21 protein-coding genes are annotated in these 18856 nt (G+C 71.8%); 14 read left to right on the forward strand and 7 right to left on the reverse strand.

Features of this window, described 5'->3' with window-relative positions; all coding sequences use genetic code 11:
• Positions 1-54 precede the first annotated feature (54 nt).
• Positions 55-1206, forward strand: a complete 1152-nt coding sequence (locus ACFVR6_RS14435) for a N(5)-(carboxyethyl)ornithine synthase (protein ID WP_386964217.1) — start codon at positions 55-57, stop codon at positions 1204-1206.
• A gap of 58 nt (positions 1207-1264) precedes the next feature.
• Here the strand turns inward: ACFVR6_RS14435 and ACFVR6_RS14440 are convergent, their stop codons facing one another.
• Entirely contained in the window at positions 1265-1450 is a 186-nt protein-coding gene (locus ACFVR6_RS14440; RefSeq protein ID WP_386964219.1) for a DUF5302 domain-containing protein, read from the reverse strand.
• Positions 1451-1757: 307 nt separating this feature from the next.
• On the opposite strand from ACFVR6_RS14440, the gene ACFVR6_RS14445 reads away from it, so the two are divergent.
• The 8 genes from ACFVR6_RS14445 to ACFVR6_RS14480 all read left to right on the forward strand — a co-directional run bounded on the left by ACFVR6_RS14445 (position 1758) and on the right by ACFVR6_RS14480 (position 11666).
• Positions 1758-4022 carry a polyribonucleotide nucleotidyltransferase gene (locus ACFVR6_RS14445; RefSeq protein WP_386964221.1) on the forward strand — a complete coding sequence of 755 codons (2265 nt, stop codon included), beginning with the start codon at positions 1758-1760 and terminating at the stop codon, positions 4020-4022.
• 245 nt (positions 4023-4267) lie between these two features.
• Positions 4268-5299 (forward strand): aldo/keto reductase, encoded by a 1032-nt coding sequence (locus ACFVR6_RS14450; RefSeq protein ID WP_386964223.1) that lies wholly within the window; start codon positions 4268-4270, stop codon positions 5297-5299.
• 66 nt (positions 5300-5365) lie between these two features.
• A complete protein-coding gene (locus tag ACFVR6_RS14455) occupies positions 5366-5965 on the forward strand; it encodes a histidine phosphatase family protein (protein WP_386964225.1) in 600 nt (199 codons plus the stop codon).
• 79 nt (positions 5966-6044) lie between these two features.
• Positions 6045-6974, forward strand: a complete 930-nt coding sequence (locus ACFVR6_RS14460; RefSeq protein ID WP_386964227.1) for a hypothetical protein — start codon at positions 6045-6047, stop codon at positions 6972-6974.
• A 105-nt stretch (positions 6975-7079) separates the two neighbouring features.
• On the forward strand, positions 7080-8054 hold the full coding sequence (locus ACFVR6_RS14465; RefSeq protein WP_386964229.1) for a hypothetical protein: 975 nt from the start codon (positions 7080-7082) through the stop codon (positions 8052-8054).
• Positions 8051-9661 (forward strand): hypothetical protein, encoded by a 1611-nt coding sequence (locus ACFVR6_RS14470; protein WP_386964231.1) that lies wholly within the window; start codon positions 8051-8053, stop codon positions 9659-9661. Before ACFVR6_RS14465 ends, ACFVR6_RS14470 begins: the two co-directional genes overlap by 4 nt.
• Positions 9658-10335 (forward strand): ABC transporter ATP-binding protein, encoded by a 678-nt coding sequence (locus ACFVR6_RS14475; RefSeq protein ID WP_386964233.1) that lies wholly within the window; start codon positions 9658-9660, stop codon positions 10333-10335. The genes ACFVR6_RS14470 and ACFVR6_RS14475 overlap by 4 nt, the downstream gene beginning before the upstream one ends.
• Positions 10335-11666: an ABC transporter permease gene (locus ACFVR6_RS14480; RefSeq protein ID WP_386964235.1), complete on the forward strand. Its 1332-nt coding sequence runs from the start codon at positions 10335-10337 to the stop codon at positions 11664-11666. The genes ACFVR6_RS14475 and ACFVR6_RS14480 overlap by 1 nt, the downstream gene beginning before the upstream one ends.
• A gap of 162 nt (positions 11667-11828) precedes the next feature.
• Here the strand turns inward: ACFVR6_RS14480 and ACFVR6_RS14485 are convergent, their stop codons facing one another.
• Complete coding sequence (locus tag ACFVR6_RS14485) at positions 11829-12299, reverse strand: GNAT family N-acetyltransferase (protein ID WP_386964237.1); 471 nt, start codon at positions 12297-12299, stop codon at positions 11829-11831.
• A gap of 31 nt (positions 12300-12330) precedes the next feature.
• On the opposite strand from ACFVR6_RS14485, the gene ACFVR6_RS14490 reads away from it, so the two are divergent.
• On the forward strand, positions 12331-13143 hold the full coding sequence (locus ACFVR6_RS14490) for a 4-hydroxy-tetrahydrodipicolinate reductase (protein WP_386964239.1): 813 nt from the start codon (positions 12331-12333) through the stop codon (positions 13141-13143).
• Positions 13140-13604, forward strand: coding sequence for a hypothetical protein (locus ACFVR6_RS14495; protein WP_386964242.1), 465 nt, complete (start codon positions 13140-13142; stop codon positions 13602-13604). The genes ACFVR6_RS14490 and ACFVR6_RS14495 overlap by 4 nt, the downstream gene beginning before the upstream one ends.
• Here the strand turns inward: ACFVR6_RS14495 and ACFVR6_RS14500 are convergent.
• The 4 genes from ACFVR6_RS14500 to ACFVR6_RS14515 all read right to left on the reverse strand — a co-directional run bounded on the left by ACFVR6_RS14500 (position 13601) and on the right by ACFVR6_RS14515 (position 16054).
• Positions 13601-14515: a TIGR01777 family oxidoreductase gene (locus ACFVR6_RS14500; RefSeq protein WP_386964244.1), complete on the reverse strand. Its 915-nt coding sequence runs from the start codon at positions 14513-14515 to the stop codon at positions 13601-13603. The genes ACFVR6_RS14495 and ACFVR6_RS14500 overlap by 4 nt on opposite strands.
• A 1-nt stretch (position 14516) precedes the next feature.
• Entirely contained in the window at positions 14517-14942 is a 426-nt protein-coding gene (locus ACFVR6_RS14505) for an OsmC family peroxiredoxin (protein WP_386964246.1), read from the reverse strand.
• Between the two features lie 88 nt (positions 14943-15030).
• Entirely contained in the window at positions 15031-15621 is a 591-nt protein-coding gene (locus ACFVR6_RS14510; protein ID WP_386964248.1) for a DUF4395 domain-containing protein, read from the reverse strand.
• Entirely contained in the window at positions 15614-16054 is a 441-nt protein-coding gene (locus ACFVR6_RS14515) for a TlpA family protein disulfide reductase (protein WP_386964250.1), read from the reverse strand. The genes ACFVR6_RS14510 and ACFVR6_RS14515 overlap by 8 nt, the downstream gene beginning before the upstream one ends.
• 124 nt (positions 16055-16178) lie before the next feature.
• Between ACFVR6_RS14515 and ACFVR6_RS14520 the strand changes: the two genes are divergently transcribed.
• Genes ACFVR6_RS14520 through ACFVR6_RS14530 form a run of 3 tightly spaced genes read left to right on the forward strand, consistent with a single transcriptional unit; the run spans position 16179 to position 18268 of the window.
• Positions 16179-16988, forward strand: a complete 810-nt coding sequence (locus ACFVR6_RS14520; RefSeq protein WP_386964252.1) for a thymidylate synthase — start codon at positions 16179-16181, stop codon at positions 16986-16988.
• Positions 16985-17494 carry a dihydrofolate reductase gene (locus tag ACFVR6_RS14525; RefSeq protein WP_386964254.1) on the forward strand — a complete coding sequence of 170 codons (510 nt, stop codon included), beginning with the start codon at positions 16985-16987 and terminating at the stop codon, positions 17492-17494. The genes ACFVR6_RS14520 and ACFVR6_RS14525 overlap by 4 nt, the downstream gene beginning before the upstream one ends.
• A 9-nt stretch (positions 17495-17503) precedes the next feature.
• Positions 17504-18268 carry an SDR family NAD(P)-dependent oxidoreductase gene (locus ACFVR6_RS14530; protein WP_386964257.1) on the forward strand — a complete coding sequence of 255 codons (765 nt, stop codon included), beginning with the start codon at positions 17504-17506 and terminating at the stop codon, positions 18266-18268.
• A 14-nt stretch (positions 18269-18282) separates the two neighbouring features.
• On the opposite strand, the gene ACFVR6_RS14535 is transcribed toward ACFVR6_RS14530, so the two are convergent.
• On the reverse strand, positions 18283-18822 hold the full coding sequence (locus ACFVR6_RS14535; RefSeq protein ID WP_386964259.1) for an NUDIX domain-containing protein: 540 nt from the start codon (positions 18820-18822) through the stop codon (positions 18283-18285).
• Between the last annotated feature and the right edge of the window lie 34 nt (positions 18823-18856).

Consider the following 18856-nt stretch of genomic DNA (forward strand, 5'->3'; position numbering starts at 1 on the left):
GATAGCGTCGGGACCACGGGGTCCAACGGGCCGCGAAATGGGACGAGGCCGACCATGACCGCGCAGCATCCGCTCACCCTCGGCGTCGTCGCGACGTCGCTCAAGCCGCACGAGCGGCGCGTGCCGCTGCATCCGGGGCACCTGGAACGCCTCCCCGACGAGTTGCGGCCGCACGTGCTGCTGGAGACCGGCTACGGTGAGCGCTTCGGCGTTGCGGACCAGCAGCTGCGGCCCCTCGTGGGCGGGCTGCTCGATCGGGCGGAGCTCTTCGCCGCCGCCGACGTGGTGCTGCTGCCCAAGCCGCAGCACGACGACCTGCGACAGATGCGCGACGGACAGGTCCTGTGGGGCTGGCCGCACCTCGTGCAGGACGAGACGATGACCCAGCTCGCCCTCGACAGATCCCTCACGACCATCGCGTTCGAGGCGATGAACCACTGGGGCGGTGACGGCACGTTCGGTCTGCACGTGTTCCACAAGAACAACGAGATCGCCGGGTACAGCTCGGTGCTGCACGCACTGCAACTGTGCGGCTCCACCGGCGACTACGGGCGGCGGCTCACCGCCGTGGTGATCGGCTTCGGCGCGACGGCACGCGGTGCGGTCACGGCGCTGCGGGCGCACGGCGTGCACGACGTGCGGGTGCTCACCAACCGCGCAGCCGCCTCGGTGGCCGCCCCCATCCACGCGACGAAGATCAGCCAGTTCGACCACGACGGCCCCTACGTCAGCGAAGTCATCACCGACGAGGGCAGAGTGCCGCTGGCGCCGTTCCTGGCCGAGAGTGACATCGTCGTCAACTGCACGCTGCAGGACCCGAATCGGCCGCTGCTGTATCTGCGGACCGACGACCTCGCCGCCTTCCGCGCCGGCAGCCTGATCGTGGACGTCTCCTGCGACGAGGGGATGGGCTTCGAGTGGGCCCGGCCGACGGGTTTCGCCGACCCGATGTTCACCGTCGGCGGCAACATCAACTACTACGCGGTGGACCACAGCCCGTCGTACCTGTGGAACTCCGCCAGCTGGGAGATCAGCGAGGCGCTGCTGGGATTCCTGCCCACCGTCATGGCCGGTCCCGCTGCGTGGTCGCAGGACGAGACCATCTCGCGGGCCATCGAGATCAGCGGCGGTGAGGTGCGCAACCCCGCGATCCTGCAGTTCCAGCACCGGCTGGCCGAGAAGCCGTACGCGGTCCAGCCCCGCTAGAAAACGGGTGCCGCCGAGCATCGCCCGGCGGCACCCGTTTCGCGGATGGCAGGCGGGCTCAGCCGCTCTTGCGGCGGAACTCGCGCTTGTGGGCGGCCGGTGCGTGGGCGCCGTGCACGGCGGAGTCGGCGTCGAGGTGCGCCTCTCCCTTGCGGTGCTGTGCGTTCTTCTTCTCCAGCGCGTCCTTGAACTTGCGCTTCATCTCCTCGGATGCCGCGTCGGCGGGCTTGTCAGGGGTGCTCATGGATCCCACCATAAGCGCCGGATCCCGGGCCGGACCAGGCGTGTCTCGCGCACAGGGCGGGCTGATAGGCTCCAGCTGGGTGCCCTGTGGCATCCGCTCAATCGAATACTGAGCTCAGGGAGCAGGCCGGCAGGAAGCTGGTCCCCTGTGGTGGGTCCCCGTCCGAGCGGACGGTGGCTTTCCACTGGTGGCCAGCGCAGGCGGTTTCGCGGTCGATCCGCACGCCTATATCTGCCTGTTCCTGCTCCTTCGCACGATCTCGTGCGCGAAACGCGCGTGCGAGTCTAAACAAAGAAGGAGAGACCTCTTGGAAGGTCCTGAAATCACTGCCGCCGAAGCCGTTCTCGACAATGGACGCTTCGGCACCCGCACCGTTCGCTTCGAAACCGGCCGCCTCGCCCAGCAGGCGCAGGGCGCCGTCGCCGCCTACCTCGACGAGGAGACGATGCTCCTGTCGGCCACCAGCGCCGGCAAGCACCCTCGTGAGGGCTTCGACTTCTTCCCGCTGACCGTCGACGTCGAAGAGCGCTCGTACGCCGCGGGCAAGATCCCCGGCTCGTTCTTCCGCCGCGAGGGCCGCCCCTCCACCGAGGCGATCCTCGTCTGCCGTCTCATCGACCGCCCGCTGCGCCCCTCGTTCGTCGAGGGCCTGCGCAACGAGGTGCAGATCGTCGTGACGATCCTCTCGATCGCCCCGGGCGAGTTCTACGACGCGCTCGCGATCAACGCGGCATCGCTGTCGACCCAGATCTCCGGCCTGCCGTTCTCCGGCCCGATCGCCGGTGTCCGCCTCGCGCTCATGCCCGGTCACGGCGAGCACCCCGACCAGTGGATCGCGTTCCCCAAGGCCGAGCAGCTCGAGGAGGCCGTGTTCGACCTCATCGTGGCCGGCCGTGTGCTGCCCGACGGCGACGTCGCGATCATGATGGTCGAGGCCGAGGCCACCGAGAACAGCTGGAACCTCATCAAGGCCGGCGCCACCAAGCCCAGCGAAGACGTCGTCGCGCAGGGTCTGGAAGCGGCCAAGCCCTTCATCAAGGAGCTCGTCGGCGCGCAGAACGTGGTGGCCAACACCGCCGCGAAGGAGATCAAGCAGTTCCCGGTCTTCCTGCCCTACAGCCAGGAGACCTACGACTTCGTCGCCGGTCGCGCGTACGACTCGCTCGTCCCGATCTACCAGATCGCCGACAAGCAGGAGCGTCAGAACGCCGACGACGAGCTCAAGGACCGCGTCAAGGCCGAGCTGATCGCCGCGACCGAGGCCGGCGAGCTGCCCGCAGCGGCTCCGCTGGAGTTCGCGGCGGCGTACAAGTCCGTCACGAAGAAGATCGTCCGCGGCCGCATCCTCGCCGAGGGTGTGCGCATGGACGGTCGTGGCCTGGCGGACATCCGTCCGCTGGACGCCGAGGTGCAGGTCATCCCGCGCGTGCACGGTTCGGCGATCTTCCAGCGCGGCGAGACCCAGATCCTGGGTGTCACCACGCTGAACATGCTGAAGATGGAGCAGCAGATCGACTCGCTGTCGCCCACGACCAGCAAGCGGTACATGCACCACTACAACTTCCCGCCCTACTCGACCGGTGAGACCGGCCGTGTCGGCAGCCCGAAGCGTCGCGAGATCGGGCACGGCTTCCTCGCCGAGCGCGCCCTCGCGCCGGTGCTGCCCAGCCGCGAGGAGTTCCCGTACGCCATCCGCCAGGTCTCCGAGGCGCTGAGCTCCAACGGCTCGACGTCGATGGGCTCGGTGTGCGCGTCGACCCTGTCGCTGCTGAACGCGGGTGTGCCGCTGCGCGCCCCCGTCGCCGGCATCGCGATGGGTCTGGTCACCGATGAGGTCGACGGTCAGACCCGCTACGCGGCGCTGACCGACATCCTGGGTGCCGAAGATGCGCTGGGCGACATGGACTTCAAGGTCGCCGGCACGAGCGAGTTCGTCACGGCGATCCAGCTCGACACGAAGCTCGACGGCATCCCGTCGTCGGTGCTCTCGGCCGCGCTGCAGCAGGCCAAGGACGCTCGTATGACGATCCTGAACGTGCTCAACGCCGCGATCGACGGCCCCGACGAGATGGCGCCGACCGCTCCGCGCGTGATCAGCGTGCAGATCCCGGTCGACAAGATCGGCGAGCTGATCGGCCCCAAGGGCAAGACGATCAACGCCATCCAGGATGAGACCGGCGCGCAGATCTCCATCGAGGAGGACGGCACCGTCTACATCGGCGCGACCGACGGCCCCGCCGCCGAGGCCGCCCGTGCCCAGGTGAACGCGATCGCCAACCCCACCAACCCGGAGGTCGGCGAGCAGTTCCTCGGCACCGTCGTGAAGCTCGCCGCGTTCGGCGCCTTCGTGTCGCTGCTGCCCGGCAAGGACGGTCTGCTGCACATCAGCGAGGTGCGCAAGCTCGCCGGTGGCAAGCGTGTCGAGAACGTCGAAGACGTCCTCAACGTCGGTCAGAAGATCCTCGTCAAGATCACGAAGATCGACGACCGCGGCAAGCTGTCGCTCGAGCCCGTCGTGGAGGAGACCGCTGAGGTCGCCGCCGAGGGCGCAGAGGTCACCGTCGAGAGCTGATCTCGACCTGCTCGCCTGAGCGCTGTCCGGATGCCCGTTCCTCACTCGAGGGGCGGGCATCCGCCGTTTGTCCCCCGAACGGTGGACACCACGCGGGGTGCGTGACCAGAACGTTATGGAATATTCACCCGACGTGCACGGTGATGTCCGGTGGTGTCGGGGGCCTGCCTTACCCTCGGAGTAAGCGCCGGGGGCGTGGCAGACGGCTCGCATCCGCACAGCGGAATACCGAGGGGGGTGGCAGCATGGGGTTGTTCGGTGTCGGTTCGACGAACTCCTCGTCGCGCCCCGTGATCGAAGCCCGCGGCACGCATCCGTCTGCTCCCATTCCGGTGCAGGGCCCGCCCATCGGGCAGGGCGTGCGGGCGACCCTGGGCGATTCCGGCCTGCAGGTGTTCCCGTTCATCGTCGGCGGCGCCGAGTTCGGGTGGCGGGTCGACCTCGAATCCAGCCACGCCATCCTCGACACCTACCTCGAGGCCGGTGGCAACGCCGTGCACACCTCCGACTCGTTCGCCGGGGGCCGCAGCGAGCACATCATCGGGCAGTGGGTGCACTCGCGGGGTCTGCGCGACGACCTGGTGCTCGCGGTGCGCATCGGCGCCAACCCCGACCACCCGGGCCTCGGCCCCGTGAACCTCATCCGCGCCGTCGAGGCGTCGCTCACGCGGCTGCGCACCGACCGCATCGACCTGCTGTACCTCGACGGCACCGTCGACCGCGGGACCGCACTCGAAGATGCGCTGGCCACCGTGGAATGGCTGATCGATTCGGGAAAGGTGGGTTCGCTCGGTGCCTTCGCGCTCACGGCGCCGCAGCTGGTCGAGGCGCGCATCCTCTCCTCGGCGGGGCTGCCGCGGGTCACGGCGCTGGATGTGCCGTACAACCTGCTGCGTCGCACCGAGTTCGAGGGCGACCTGCGCCTCGTCGCCGGTGCACAGGGCATCGTGGTGACCCCCTCGCACGCGCTCGAGCACGGCTTCCTCGCCGGTCGGCACCGCTCGCGCGCCGGAGCGGGCACCTCGGTGCGCGGCTCCCAGCTCGCAGCGAGCATGAATCGGCGCGGCACGCGCACCCTGCGCGCCCTCGACGCGCTGGCGGCCGAACTCGCCGTCACCGATGCCGCAGTGGCGTTGGCCTGGCTGCTCGCGCAGAAGACCGTCGTCGCGCCGATCGTCAACGTCTTCTCGCCCGCGCACGTCGAGGAGCTGGTGCAGGGCGTCGGGGTGAAGCTCGGCCGCAGCCAGCTGGCCGAACTCGCCCGCGCGACCGTGTGACGAAACCCTGACGTAGGGTGGAATGGTGCGCCACGGCGCGCGTTCCCCCCGATGAAGCGAGCGAATGTGACGCAGTATCTGTTTCTCGTGCGGCACGGAGAGCATCTCGACGCCGAGCACGGCATCGATGACGGGCCTCTCTCGCCGCGCGGTCAGCGGCAGGCCGCCCTGCTGGCCGACCGATTGTCGGGGGTGCCGCTGACGGCGGTGTGGCATTCGCCTCTCGAGCGCGCGGCGCAGACCGCGCGTGCGGTCGCCGATCGGCTGCCGTCGGTGTCGCCGCAGCCCAACGCGCTGCTGTTCGACTGCGTGCCCACGGGCATGTCCGAGGCGACCCCCGCCGTGTACGAGCCGTTCTTCGGGTCGTACACCGAGGCCGAGATCGAGGCCGGCGGGGCGCAGATGTCGGATGCCGTCGGCGAGTTCCTGCGACGCAAGCCCGACGCGCACGAGCTGCTCATCACGCACAACTTCGTCATCGCCTGGTTCGTGCGGGAGGTGCTGCAGATGCCCGAGTGGCGGTGGCTGACGCTCACGCAGGCGCACTGCGGGCTCACCGTGGTCGCCCAGCGCCCCGGCCGCCCCTGGACCCTCGTCTCGCACAACGACCTCGGCCACCTGCCGGTGGAGCTTCGCACCGGCATGCCCGAGCTGCCGCCGGTCTGAGGCGCGCGCCGCTTCCGGCATCCCTCACCGCTTAGCCTGATCCGAACGCGACACCCCGTTCGCGAGGACCGGAGATCCGATGCAGCGCCCCACCGCCGCCGTTGCCCTTCTCGGCACGGCGGTCCTCCTCGCCCTCACCGGCTGCGCGGGCGCAGACGCCGACGCGGATCCGCGCTCGACGCTGGACTACTACCTCGATGCCGCCTGGGGCGGGGACCTCGGCACCCCCGAGCAGCGCGCGCAGCTGCAGCGGGAGAGCGAGCGGCGCGACCAGCTGGTGGCGCAGTGCATGTCGGCGGCCGGCTTCGACTACGTCGCCCCCGGCGCGGCCGGCGACGCGGGCGCGTCCGAGGCGGTCGCGGCGTACGAACCCGACTCCCGCGACTGGGTGCAGCAGTACGGCTACGGCATCGTGACCTCTCCCGGTCAGGCCGACGCGGTCGCGCCGACCGGGCAGCTGGTCGACCCGAACCAGGACTACGTGGCCGCACTCGACGACGAGCGCCGGGCGGAGTATTACGTCGCGCTGTACGGCGGCGGGGAGGGCGAGAGCGCCGCAGGTGGATGCCACGACTGGGCGCAGCAGGAGCTCGAGGGCGACAACCCACTGACCTCCGGCGAGCACACCGAGCTGATCGATGCGGTCAACCGCTTCTACGCGCAGCTGCAGACCGTGCCGGAACTGGTCGAGCTGAACGCGACGTGGGCCGCGTGCATGACGGACGCGGGGCACACCGGCTTCACCGTGCAGCGCGACGCCGAGACATCCATCGCCGAGGCCGTGGCCGAGTACTACGGCCGGCAGACGGCCTGGGTGCCCGACGACCCCCAGCTCGCCGCCCTCGGCGACCAGGAGATCGCGCTCGCCCTCGCGGACCTCGACTGTCGCGAGGAGACGGACTTCCGCGCGCGCGAAGCCGCCGTCACGGCGGCGCAGGAGAAGACGTTCGTCGCCGAGCACCGGGCAGAGCTCGAGGCGTTCAAGGCCGACGCCGAGGCGGCCGGCTGAGCCCTGCCGCGGATCATCCTTCAGAGGGATGCGCGCACTCACAGCAATCCCATAGCCTGACCTCAATGGAGCGGCATGACGCCGCTGGGGGACTCTGGGAGGAACATGTACCGCCACACCGCGGGCGCCGTCGTCGGCGCCGTCGCACTGATCGTCGCGTTGACCGGATGCACGCCCGCCGCGGGTGGGGGCGCCGAGGAGGAAGAGCTCTCGCCGCTGAGCCGCTACCTGTCGGCCGCGTGGGGCGGTGACCTCAGCGAAGAGGAGCAGATCGAGCGGATGGAGAAGGACAACGCCGAGCGGGAGGAACTCGTCGCTCAGTGCATGACCGAGGAGGGGTTCGAGTACATCCCGGCCCCGAACACCGGGTCCATCTCGTTCGCCTCCGACAACGTCTACGAGCCCGACTCGCAGGAATGGGTCGCCCAGTACGGCTACGGCATGATCAACTACCCGGGCGGCGACGAGGCGATGGAGCCTTCCGAGGAGTACGTCGACCCCAACGCGGACTACGTCTCCAGCCTCTCCGCGGCCGAGCAGACCGCCTTCTACGAGGTGCTCTACGGCCCGCCGACCCCCGAAGAGGAGATGAGCGAGGACGGCTCCTACGAGTACGACTGGACGACGGCCGGATGCCACGGCTGGGCGCAGCATGAGATGGAGGGGGACGACCCGACCACCTCCGACGAGCACAAGCCGATCATGGATGCCATCAACGACTTCTACATGGGCCTGGCCACCGCCCCCGAGCTCGCCGATCTGAACGCCGCGTGGGCGACGTGCATGGACGAAGGCGGCTACCCCGGCTTCGCCGCGCAGGGCGATGCCCAGATGTCGATCAGCGACGAGCTGAACGCGTACTACGAGAACCAGACCGAGTGGATCGAAGACGACCCCGAGCTCGCCGAGCTGGGGGAGCGCGAGATCGAACTGGCGCTGGTGGACCTGGAATGCCGTGAGAAGACGGACTACCGCGACAAGAACACCGAGGTCATGACGGTGCTCGAGGAGCAGTTCATCGCCGACCACCAGGCCGAGCTCGACGCATTCCTCGCCGCCGCAGAGCAGGCTGCTCGGTGAGCACCCGCACCGCACCGGCCTTCGACGAGCTGCTCCCGGACGACGAGGCGGGTCGAGTCGACGCGTCGGCGACGCCACCGCGTGAGGACGACGCACGCGTCGACGGCTGGCGGCGGGTGTTCCGCTCCAACCGGGCGCTGTGGATCATGGCCGCCGCGGCGGTGGTGAGCCTCGTCGCCGGCTTGCTCGTGGGTCGGTTCCTGCTGTCGCCCGCCGATGCGGCGTCGCTGACCGACCCGCCGGCGCCGGGGCTGATCACGGTGGCCGTCGAGCGCGGCATCCTGAGCAACGATCTCGCGATCCGCGGCGACGTGGGCTACGCCGACTCCGTCGAGGTCACGATCGACACGGCCGCCCTCGGCGGGCCGGCCGTGGTCACCGGCAGCGTCCCTGAGCCGGGCGTCACGCTGGACCCGCTGTCGGTCGCACTGGAGGTCGCGGGGCGGCCCGTGATCGTGCTGCCGGGGGAGCTGCCGGCCTACCGCACCCTCGTGTTCGGCCTCACCGGCCCCGACGTCGTGCAGTTCAAGCAGGCGATGCAGCAGGTGGGCATCGATGCGGGCGACCCGGCATCCGATGTCTTCGACGAAGCCGCCGCCGCCGCCGTCACCGCGCTGTACGCGCGCGTCGGGTATCCGGCGCCCGCCGCCGAGGCGGGGGCGGGAGACGCCGTGCTGGCCGCGCAGGAGGGCGTGCGCGGCGCCGAGCAGGCACTGGCATCGGCGCGGGCCGACCTCGGGCGGGCCGGCGGCGGCGCATCGCCGGTCGACGTGCGCGCCGCGGACAACGCCGTCAACAGCGCCCAGCGCGCGTTCGACGTACACCGCTCGCAGCCGCCGGCCGACCCCGCAGCGATCCCCGGGTGGGAGGCGGAGGGCGCCGACCTCCGCGACGCCCTGGAGCTGCGCCAGCTCGAACGCCGGCAGCTGGATGCCGCTGTCGACACGTCGGCAGAGCGCGCCGCCGTGGACGCGGCGGAGCGCCAGGTGGCCGACGCCCGTTCGACCCTCACCCGGGCACGGGAGCAGGCGCTGCCGTCACTGTCGGCGGGGGAGGTGCTCTACCTCGGCGATCTGCCGCGCCGCGTGGATGCCGTCAACGTCACGCGCGGTCAGGTGCTGCAGGGGGCGGCGATGGTCGTCTCCGGTGCGACGGTCACCGTCAGCGGCAGTGCCGCTCCCACCGACGCCGCACTGCTGGAGATCGGCGGCGAGGCATCGTTCGAACTGGCCGACGGAACCCCGCACCGGGCCGTGATCGCCGCCCTCACCCCGGGGGCCACGCAGGGCGACCGATGGACGATCGAGCTGCAGCCCGACGAGCTCACCGCCGACCAGGCCATGCAGCTGCAGGGCCGCAACGTTCGGGTGTCCCTGCCGGTCGGTGCGACCGCCGGCGAGGTGCTGTCGGTGCCCGTCGCCGCCCTCACCGCCGGACCCGGCGGCGAGGCGCGCGTCGAGGTCGTCGACGGCGATCCGCGCGACGGCAAGGACGCGAAGACCCGGCTCGTCGTCGTCACGACCGGGCTCGCCGCCGGCGGCTCCGTCGAGGTCACCCCCGCCGAGGGGGAGCTGGGCGAGGGCGACCTCGTGGTGGTCGGGCGGTGAGCGGGCCGCTCCTCGAGCTGCGCGACGTCACCCGTTCGTTCCCCGGTCCTCCCGAGGTGCAGGCGCTGAAAGGCGTGAACCTGGAGGTGGGGCGCGGCGACTACGTGTCGATCGTGGGGCCGAGCGGCTCGGGCAAATCCACCATGCTGAACCTGCTGGGCCTGCTCGATCGCCCGAGCGTGGGGGAGTACCGCATCGACGGAACCGTCACCGGAACGCTCTCGGAAGACGAGCGTGCCGCGGTGCGCGCTCGCCGCATCGGGTTCGTGTTCCAGTCGTTCCACCTCATGCCGCGGCGCACGGTGCTCGACAACGTGCTCATGCCCATGCTCTACAGCGGTGTGCCGCGGCGGGAGCGCGAGAGCCGCGCCCGGCGCACGCTCGATCGTGTCGGGCTCAGTCATCGCACCGACTTCCTGCCCACGCGGCTCTCCGGCGGCGAACGCCAGCGGGTCGCGGTGGCGCGGGCGGTCGTGAGCACCCCCAGCGTGCTGCTGGCCGATGAGCCGACCGGCAACCTGGATGCCGCCACCTCGGAAGAGGTGATGGAGCTGTTCGACGACCTGCGCGCCGATGGCCTGACCCTCGTGGTCATCACCCACGACACCGCCGTGGCCTCCCGCGCCGACCGCCGGGTGCGCATCGCCGACGGCCGACTCACCGAGGAGGGCTGATGGCCCGGTTCACTCTGCGGTGGCCGCGGGTGCGGCGACGGCGTCGCGCCGGCGAGGCCGCAGCGGCATCCGAGCCGGCCACGGCCCCCGGCCTCGTGCCGCACGTCCCGCACGCCGACCGCTTCACCTTCCAGGACCTCGTCGTCGAGGCCACCGCCGACATCGGCTCCCGTCCCGGGCGCCTGGCGATGACCCTCGTCGGCACCGTGCTCGGCATCGGCGCGCTCGTGGCGACCGTCGGGTTCGCCCAGACCGCCGCGCACCAGATCGCCCGGCAGTTCGACGCCGTCAAGGCGACGCAGGTGGTGGTGGCGCCGGGCGAGGCGCCCACCGCGTCCGGCGGCAGCGCGGCGACGACCCGGCTGCCGTGGGACGGCGTGGACCGGGTCTCCCGGCTGGTGGGGGTGGAGGCGGCGACGCTCATCGCCGAGGTCTCGCTCGGCGTCGACACGATCGCCGCGGTCCCCGTCAACGATCCGTCCGCGGCCGTGGCGGCCTCGCCCGCCCTGTTCGCGGCCACGGCCGGCCTGCTGGACGTCGTGGGCGGTGACCTGCTCACCGGCCGCATGTTCGATGCGGGGCACGACGCGCGGGCCGACCGCGTCGTCGTGCTCGGCGCGCGTGCGGCGGAGCGGCTGGGCATCAACCGCGTCGATCGGCAGCCGTCGGTGTTCATCGGCGGGGTGCCGTATGCCGTCATGGGCGTCTTCGGCGATGTGCAGGCGCGCGGTGATCTGCTCGACGCGGTCGTCATGCCGCTGCACACCGCGCGCGCCGAGCGGGCCCTGGGCGCCCCCGGCGAGATGCAGATGCGCATCGCGATGGGGACCGGACCGCAGGTGGGCGAGCAGTCCGCCATCGCCCTGTCGCCCGACGCCCCGGAGAACCTTGAGGTCTCGGCGCCGTCGGCGCGCTCGAACCTGGGCGACAGCGTGAGCGCCGACGTCAACGTCGTCTTCCTCATCCTGGGCGGCATCGTGCTGCTGGCCGGTGCCCTGGGCATCGCCAACGTCACGATGCTCAACGTCATCGAGCGCGTCCCCGAGATCGGCCTGCGCCGGGCGCTGGGGGCGACGGGGCGTCAGATCGCGTCGCAGTTCGTCGTGGAGTCGATCATCATCGGGCTGCTGGGCGGACTCATGGGCGCCGCGCTCGCGGTCGTGTCGGTGGTGACGTTCTCGGCCGTGCAGCAGTGGACACCCGTCATCGACCCGTGGATCGCGGTGGGAGGAGCGGTGCTCGGCGCCGTCGTCGGCCTGGTCGCCGGCTGGTTCCCCGCCCGCCGGGCGTCGCGCATCGAGCCGGTGACCGCGCTGCGCGGCGGCAGCTGACCGCCGCCGAGTGAGCATTCGCGCCGCCGAGTGAGCATTCGTACCGCCGAGTGAGCACTCGCACCGCCGAGTGAGCACTCGCGCCCCAGGTTCGGTCGTCGCGAAAGCCCCAGCTGCGTCGCACAGGCGGGCCGGATGCGACGACCGAACGCGGTCGCGCGGTCAGGCGAGCACCTTGCCGTACCAGCGCGTCGCGTTGGCGTTGTCGTTGTAGGGCTCGATGGCGGTGAAGCCGGATGCCGCGTAGAGGCTCCCCGCAGCCTCGAGCGTGTGGTGGGTGTCGAGCACGAGCTCGGCGGCATCCCCCCGCCGGGCGGCATCCTCCAGGCCCGCCAGCAGCACGCGGCCCCAGCCGCGCCCGCGTGTCTCGGGGCGCAGGAACAGGTGCTTCACCTCGTAGCGCGCGCCGTGCGGTCCGTCGGCGATGCGTCGGATGCCGCCGCAGCCCACCGCGCGCCCCTCGTCGTCGACCACGACGAGGAAGACGCCCGCGGGCGGGGTGAAGCTCGCCGGGTCGGGGAACACGGTGCGGTAGGCCTGGCCCGGAAAGCTCTCGGCCCGCATCCCGAAATAGTCCGTCAGCAGCTCGTGCGCGGTGGGGTCGTCGACGGGCGTGGGACGCAGGCTCACCATGGGTTCGAGCGTAGCCCCGTAGGCTGGAGGCATGACGACACGCGTGGCCATCGTGGGCGGAACCGGCAAGCTCGGCGGGATCGTGCGCACCGTCGTGGACGACACCGACGGGTTCGAGCTGGTCGCCTCGCTCTCCTCCGCCAGCGACCTCTCCGAGATGGATGCCGCGGACCTCGTCATCGACACCTCGACCCCCGCCGTCTCGATCGACGTCGTGCGTCACGCCATCGAACGCGGCCAGCAGCTGCTGATCGGCACCTCCGGATGGTCGGCGGAGCGCATCGCGCTCGTGCGCCCGCTCGTGGCCGAAGCCGGCACCGGCGCGGTGTTCGTCCCGAACTTCTCGCTGGGCTCCGTGCTGGGCTCCGCGCTCGCCGCGGCATCCGCACGCTTCTTCCCCTCGATCGAGATCGTCGAGGCGCACCGTGAGACGAAGATCGACTCGCCCAGCGGCACCGCGGTGCGCACGGCCGAGCTGATCGCCGCCGGTCGCGCCGCCGTCGGTCCCGTCGAGTCGCCGTACGTCGACCAGCGTGCCCGCGGGCAACAGGTCGCGAGCGTGCCGATCCATTCGCTGCGCCGTCCCGGCGTCGTCGCCCGCCAGGAGACGATCCTCTCGGGACCGGGGGAGTCGCTGTCGATCGTGCACGACACGATCGATCCCGCCCGGGCGTACGCCCCCGGCATCCGCCTCGCCCTCGACGCCGCCCGCGATGCCCGCGGCGTGATCGTCGGGCTCGACAGCTTCCTCGACATCGGCCTGCGCACCCCGGGCACGCCCGATGGCGCGCCCGTCGACGAGGGCGGCGTGCCCGGCCAGGTCGCCCGGACCACCGGCGCATGAGCACACGCATCGGCGTCGCCGTCATGGCGGTGATGCTCGCGCTGTACATCGGGCTGGTCGCCCATCGTGGGTGGCTGCTGCTGCAGAGCGGCGAGCCAGTCGGCATCGCGATGGGGGTGGCGCTGTTCGCGCTCCCGGTGATCGCCGCCTGGGCGCTGGGCCGGGAACTGTGGTTCGGCGTGCGCGCGCAGCAGGTGGGCCGGCGTCTCGAGGCCGAGGGGGCCCTGCCCACCGAGGACATCGCCCTGCGTCCGAGCGGCCGCCCGCAGCGCGAGGATGCCGACGCTCTCTTCCCGGCGTACCGCTCCGCCGTCGAGGCCGCGCCCGACGACTGGCGCGCCTGGTACCGGCTGGGCTTGGCCTACGACGGCGCCGGCGACCGACGCCGCGCGCGTGGCGCCATCCGCCGCGCGATCGCGCTGGAGCGCACCGACCGGGCGGCGCGCGCCGGTCGCGACTAAGCCGACGCCAGCGCCGCCGCGACGGCGTCGTCCACCGTGCGGTGGTGGAAGGCGAAGCCCGTCGACGCCAGCACCTCGGGCACGACGTCGGCGTCGGTGGTCAGCAACGCCTCGGTGGCATCGCGCCCGAGCGCCAGTCGCAGCGCCCACACCGGCGCGCGCACGACGAACGGCCGGTTCATCCGCACCGCCAATGCGAAGCCGAGGTCGTTGGCGGTCGCCCGCGTGGGTCCGGTCAGGTTCACCGGACCGGTGAGGCCGGCGTCGATGACGTGGCGGATGGCGCGCACCTCGTCGTCGAGCGAGATCCACGGCCACACCTGGGTGCCGCGGCCGATGGGGCCGGAGAGCCCTGCCCGGGTGAGGAGCATGAGCGGCCCCAGCACCCCGTCGCGATCGATGACGGGGGCGGTGCGCAGCACGGCGACCTTCGCCCGGTCGCCGGCGGCGAAGGCGGCCGCCTCCCACTCGCCGCAGAGGTCCGCGAGGAACGACTCGCCCCGGCCAGCGCCTTCGGTCAGGCGCCGCCCGGGGACCGAGCCGTAGTAGCCCACGGCGGATGCCGACACGAAGGCGGGCGCGTCGTCGCCGAGCGAGCGCACCGCCGACGCGAGCGCCTGCGTGGGCGTGATGCGCGACCACAGCAGCGTGTGCCGGTAGGAGGACGTCCACGGGAACCGGCCGATGCTGGCGCCGTTGAGGCCCACCACGGCATCGGCGCCGGCGAGGACGTCCGGGTCGAGGGGGCGTTCGTCGATGAGCCACGCCACCTCGTCGGGGGAGGTCGGCGGATGCCGCACGAGTGTCGTCACCGCCACGCCGTCGGCCCGCAGCGACCGCGCCAGTGCGCGACCGATGAGACCGGAGGCGCCGGCGATCACGACGCGCTGCGGCATCCGCTGATCCGTCATGTCAGGCGAGGGTCGCCTCGAGGGTGATCTCGATGCCCGCGAGCGCCGCCGAGACGGGGCAGCCGGTCTTGGCCTCGTCGGCGATGCGCGCGAAGTCCTCCGCCGACAGGCCGGGCACGCTGGCGTTGACGTTGAGGTGGCTGCCGCTGATGCCGGTGCCGGGGACGAAGGTCACCGACGCGGTGGTCTCGATGCGCTCGGGCGGCGTGCCGTTCTGGGCGAGGGCGTTGGACAGCGCCATCGAGAAGCACGACGAGTGCGCCGCGGCGATGAGTTCCTCGGGGGTCGTCACCGAGCCCGAGCCCTCGCTGCGCGCCTTCCAGTTGACGGCGAACGGCCCCTGGTGGGAGCTGGCCAGATCGACCTCGCCCGACCCCTCGAAAAGGGTGCCCTGCCACGTGGTGCTGGCTTCGCTGGTGACGCTCATGCGGTCCTCCCGGTTCCCGGGAGCGCCGGGCGCGCCCCCGGAGCGAGCCTAACGGGGCGGATGCCGCGACGGAATGCGGCTGCGGGGTTCAGACCGCGTTCGGGCGGGCGCGGCCGACGAGTCCGACGCGCTGCAGCAGCAGGTAGAGCATGCAGCCCAGGCACAGCCCGAACACGGCGTTGAGGAAGGCCGCCATGAACGCCGCGGCGGCGGCGATCGGCAGTGCCCAGGGCACGCCGGCCAGGTGCAGTGCGAGGCCGACGGCGCTCACGAACAGCCCCACGCCCTGCGCGAACCGCGGGGGACGAGGGTCTTCGAGGTCGGTCGGGGGAGCGAGCCGCGGCTGCACGAACCGGCGGTATACGACACCCCAGGGCGCGGTGCGCGGGGAGACCACGCCCCACAGGAACAGCAGTGCGACCACGAGCAGCGCGAGGAAGCCGGGGTCGAGGGCTCTCTCGGCGAGCGAGGCGTAGGCGATCGTCCACGTCGCTGCGGGTGAGTACACGTCGTCGGCCAGCGGCGCGTACGCGAACCAGCCGATGGGCGCGCGGGCCGTGGAGAGGCCGACCAGGCTCAGCAGGATCGTCACCAGCAGCAGCACCGAGGTGATCGCCGCGCCGAACCGCGGGCCGCGGGGGTCGATGCCGCGCGAGGCAGTATCCGTCGACTCAGGCATGCGCCGATCCTCCCGTCAGCCGCGCGAGCTCGAGTTCGACGACGTGATTGTTGGGGACGCCGCCGAAGCGGGTCTGGATGGTGCCGTCGCCGTCGAGGATGAGTGTCGTCGGAGTCTGCAGGATCTGGAAGTGCTTGGCGATGTCGGGGCGGTGGGTGAGGTCGACGTCCAGGTGCAGCACGCCCTCGCGGTCCTCCGCCAGCGATGCCAGCGACCGGTGCACGCCCGGGCAGCGCGCGCACAGCTCAGTGCTGAACTGCAGCAGCGTCGCGGTGTCGCCCAGCCGCTCGGCGCCCAGCCGCTGCGGATCGACCACTTCGTTGGGGATCTGACGTTGCGGGCGCCCCTGTCGCCACTGCACGAATCCGCCGACGCCGAGGGTCACCGCGAGCAACGCGGTGAGAACGATCAGGGCATCGACGACATTCACCATCGCCCAGGCTAGTGGTCTGCGCACGCCCCCGGCGTCGCGGCCGTCATCATGACACGGCGTCCGCTGCGGCATCCGTCCGCCCGTCCCGCCCGCAGCGTCGGTCCCCGCGGGTATCGTGGCAGCCGTGACCACGGCGATCCCCACCCCCTACGAGGACCTCCTGCGCGACGTGCTGGAGCACGGCACCCACAAGGACGACCGCACCGGCACCGGCACGACGAGCGTGTTCGGCCGGCAGATCCGGTTCGACCTCGCCGAGGGGTTCCCCCTCATCACCACCAAGCGGGTGCACTTCAAATCCATCGCGTACGAGCTGCTGTGGTTCCTGCGCGGCGAGTCGAACGTGTCGTGGCTGCGTGAGCACGGTGTGACCATCTGGGACGAGTGGGCGGATGCCGACGGCGAGCTCGGCCCCGTCTACGGCGTGCAGTGGCGCTCGTGGCCGACGCCCGACGGCGGCTCGATCGACCAGATCGCCAAGGTCGTCCAGCAGATCCGCACCAACCCCGACTCCCGCCGGCACATCGTCACCGCGTGGAACCCCGCCGAAGTGGACTCGATGGCGCTGCCGCCGTGCCACGCGCTGTTCCAGTTCTACGTCGCCGACGGCAAGCTCTCCTGCCAGCTCTACCAGCGCTCCGCCGACCTGTTCCTCGGCGTCCCGTTCAACATCGCCTCCTACGCGCTGCTGACCATGATGGTCGCCCAGCAGGCCGGCCTCGAACCGGGCGACTTCGTCTGGACCGGCGGCGACTGCCACATCTACGACAACCACCTCGAGCAGGTGCGCGAGCAGCTGAGCCGCGATCCGTACCCGTACCCGACGCTGCGCTTCGCCCGCACGCCGGAGTCGATCTTCGACTACCGCTACGAGGACTTCGTCGTCGAGGACTACCAGCACCACCCCGCCATCCGCGGGGCGGTCGCGGTATGACCGCGCCCATCGGGCTGGTGTGGGCCGAGGCCCACGGGGGAGTCGTCGGCGCCGACGGCGGCATGCCGTGGCACGTGCCCGAGGATCTCGCCCACTTCAAGGCCGTCACCGCCGGTGCGCCCGTGATCATGGGCCGCAGGACCTGGGAGTCGTTCCCGCCGCGGTTCCGGCCGCTGCCGGGGCGGCGCAACATCGTCGTCACGCGCGACGCGGAGTGGGCGGCCGACGGCGCCGAACGGGCCGGCTCGCTGGATGCGGCCCTGCGGCTCGCCGACACCGACGCCCCCGACCGGGTCTGGGTGATCGGCGGGGCGGGACTCTTCCGCGAGGCGATCGACCGCGCCGACCTGCTGGAGGTCACCGAGCTCGACCTCGAGGTCGACGGCGACACCTTCGCCCCCGACCGCACCTCCTGGCGCACCGTCTCGGCAGACCCGGCCGACGGGTGGCACCTCTCGCGCACCGGCATCCGCTACCGCTTCCTCGCGCTGGCGCCGGGGTCGTAGGCTCCCGGCATGGCGAAGACGGCACTGATCACCGGCGCGAGCTCTGGGCTGGGTGCCGAGTTCGCCCGTCAGCTCGCATCCCGCGGCATGGACCTCGTGCTCGTCGCGCGCGACGGCGACGCGCTCGCCGCCCTCGCCCAGACGCTCACCGCCGCCCACGGCGTCGCGTGCGAGGTGCTGGCCGCCGATCTCCTCGACCCCGACGCGCTGGCCGCGGTCGCGGCGCGCGTGGGCGATGACGCGCACCCCGTCGACATGCTCGTCAACAACGCCGGCTTCGGACTGCCGCTCGCGTTCGAGACCAACGACCTCGCGGACGAGCAGCGCCACCTCGCGCTGCACGTGAGCGTGCCGATGACGCTCATGCACGCCGCGCTGCCGGGCATGCTCGCCCGCCATCGGGGACGCATCCTCAACGTGGCATCCGTCGCCGCCTTCACCCCGCGCTCCACCTACGGCGCGGTCAAGCGCTGGGTGGTCGACTTCAGCCGCTGGGCGAACGTCGCCTACCGCCCGCGAGGCGTGACGGTGACGGCGGTGTGCCCCGGCTTCACCCACACCAACTTCCACGAGCGCATGGGCGTCGCACCCGGCCGTGAGGGGGTGCCCGCGTGGATGTGGCTCGACGCGCGCGACGTGGTCGCTGCGGCATTGCGCGACACCGCACGCGGCACGGCGGTGTCCATCCCGTCGCTGCGGTACAAGGCGCTCGTCGCGCTCAGCCGGGTGCTGCCCGACCGTGTCGTCGTCGCGACCGCGTCGCGCGGCCGCTGATCACCGGCCGCTGATCAGGCGAAGCGGCCGAGCCGGATGCCGGCGTAGGCCAGGGCGGCGACGGTCTCGCCGTCGGTGATGCGACCATCGGCGACCATCGCCACCGCCTCGCCGAACGGCACCCACCGCACGGCGCGGATGCCCTCCTCGGCCTGCGAGTGCGCGGCATCCGGCAGCGTCTGGATGCCGCGGGCGAGGAACACGTGCTCGGGCGCCTCAGCGATGCCGTTGAGCGCCGTCATCCCGCCGATCTGCTGCCAGTCGGCGGCGCCGACCCCCGCCTCCTCGGCGAGCTCGCGCTCGGCCGCGACGCGCGGGTCCTCACCGTCGGATCCGCCGGCGGGGACTTCGAGCGAGACGCCGACGGTGTAGCGGTCGATCTCGACGAGGCACACGCGGTCCTCGGCGTCGACGGCGACGACGAAGACCGCCGGATGCCGCATCTCGACGACCCCGTAGATGCCGTCGCCGGCGGGGCCGGTGACCTCGTCCTCCCGCACGCGGATCCATCGGTTGCTGTACACCTCACGGCTCGCGCGGGTCTGCCAGGTCATGCCGCGACCCTATCGGGGCAGGGTGTGCGAACCG

It is taken from the genome of Microbacterium sp. NPDC058021 (assembly GCF_042885955.1).
In the GTDB taxonomy this organism is placed as follows: domain Bacteria; phylum Actinomycetota; class Actinomycetes; order Actinomycetales; family Microbacteriaceae; genus Microbacterium.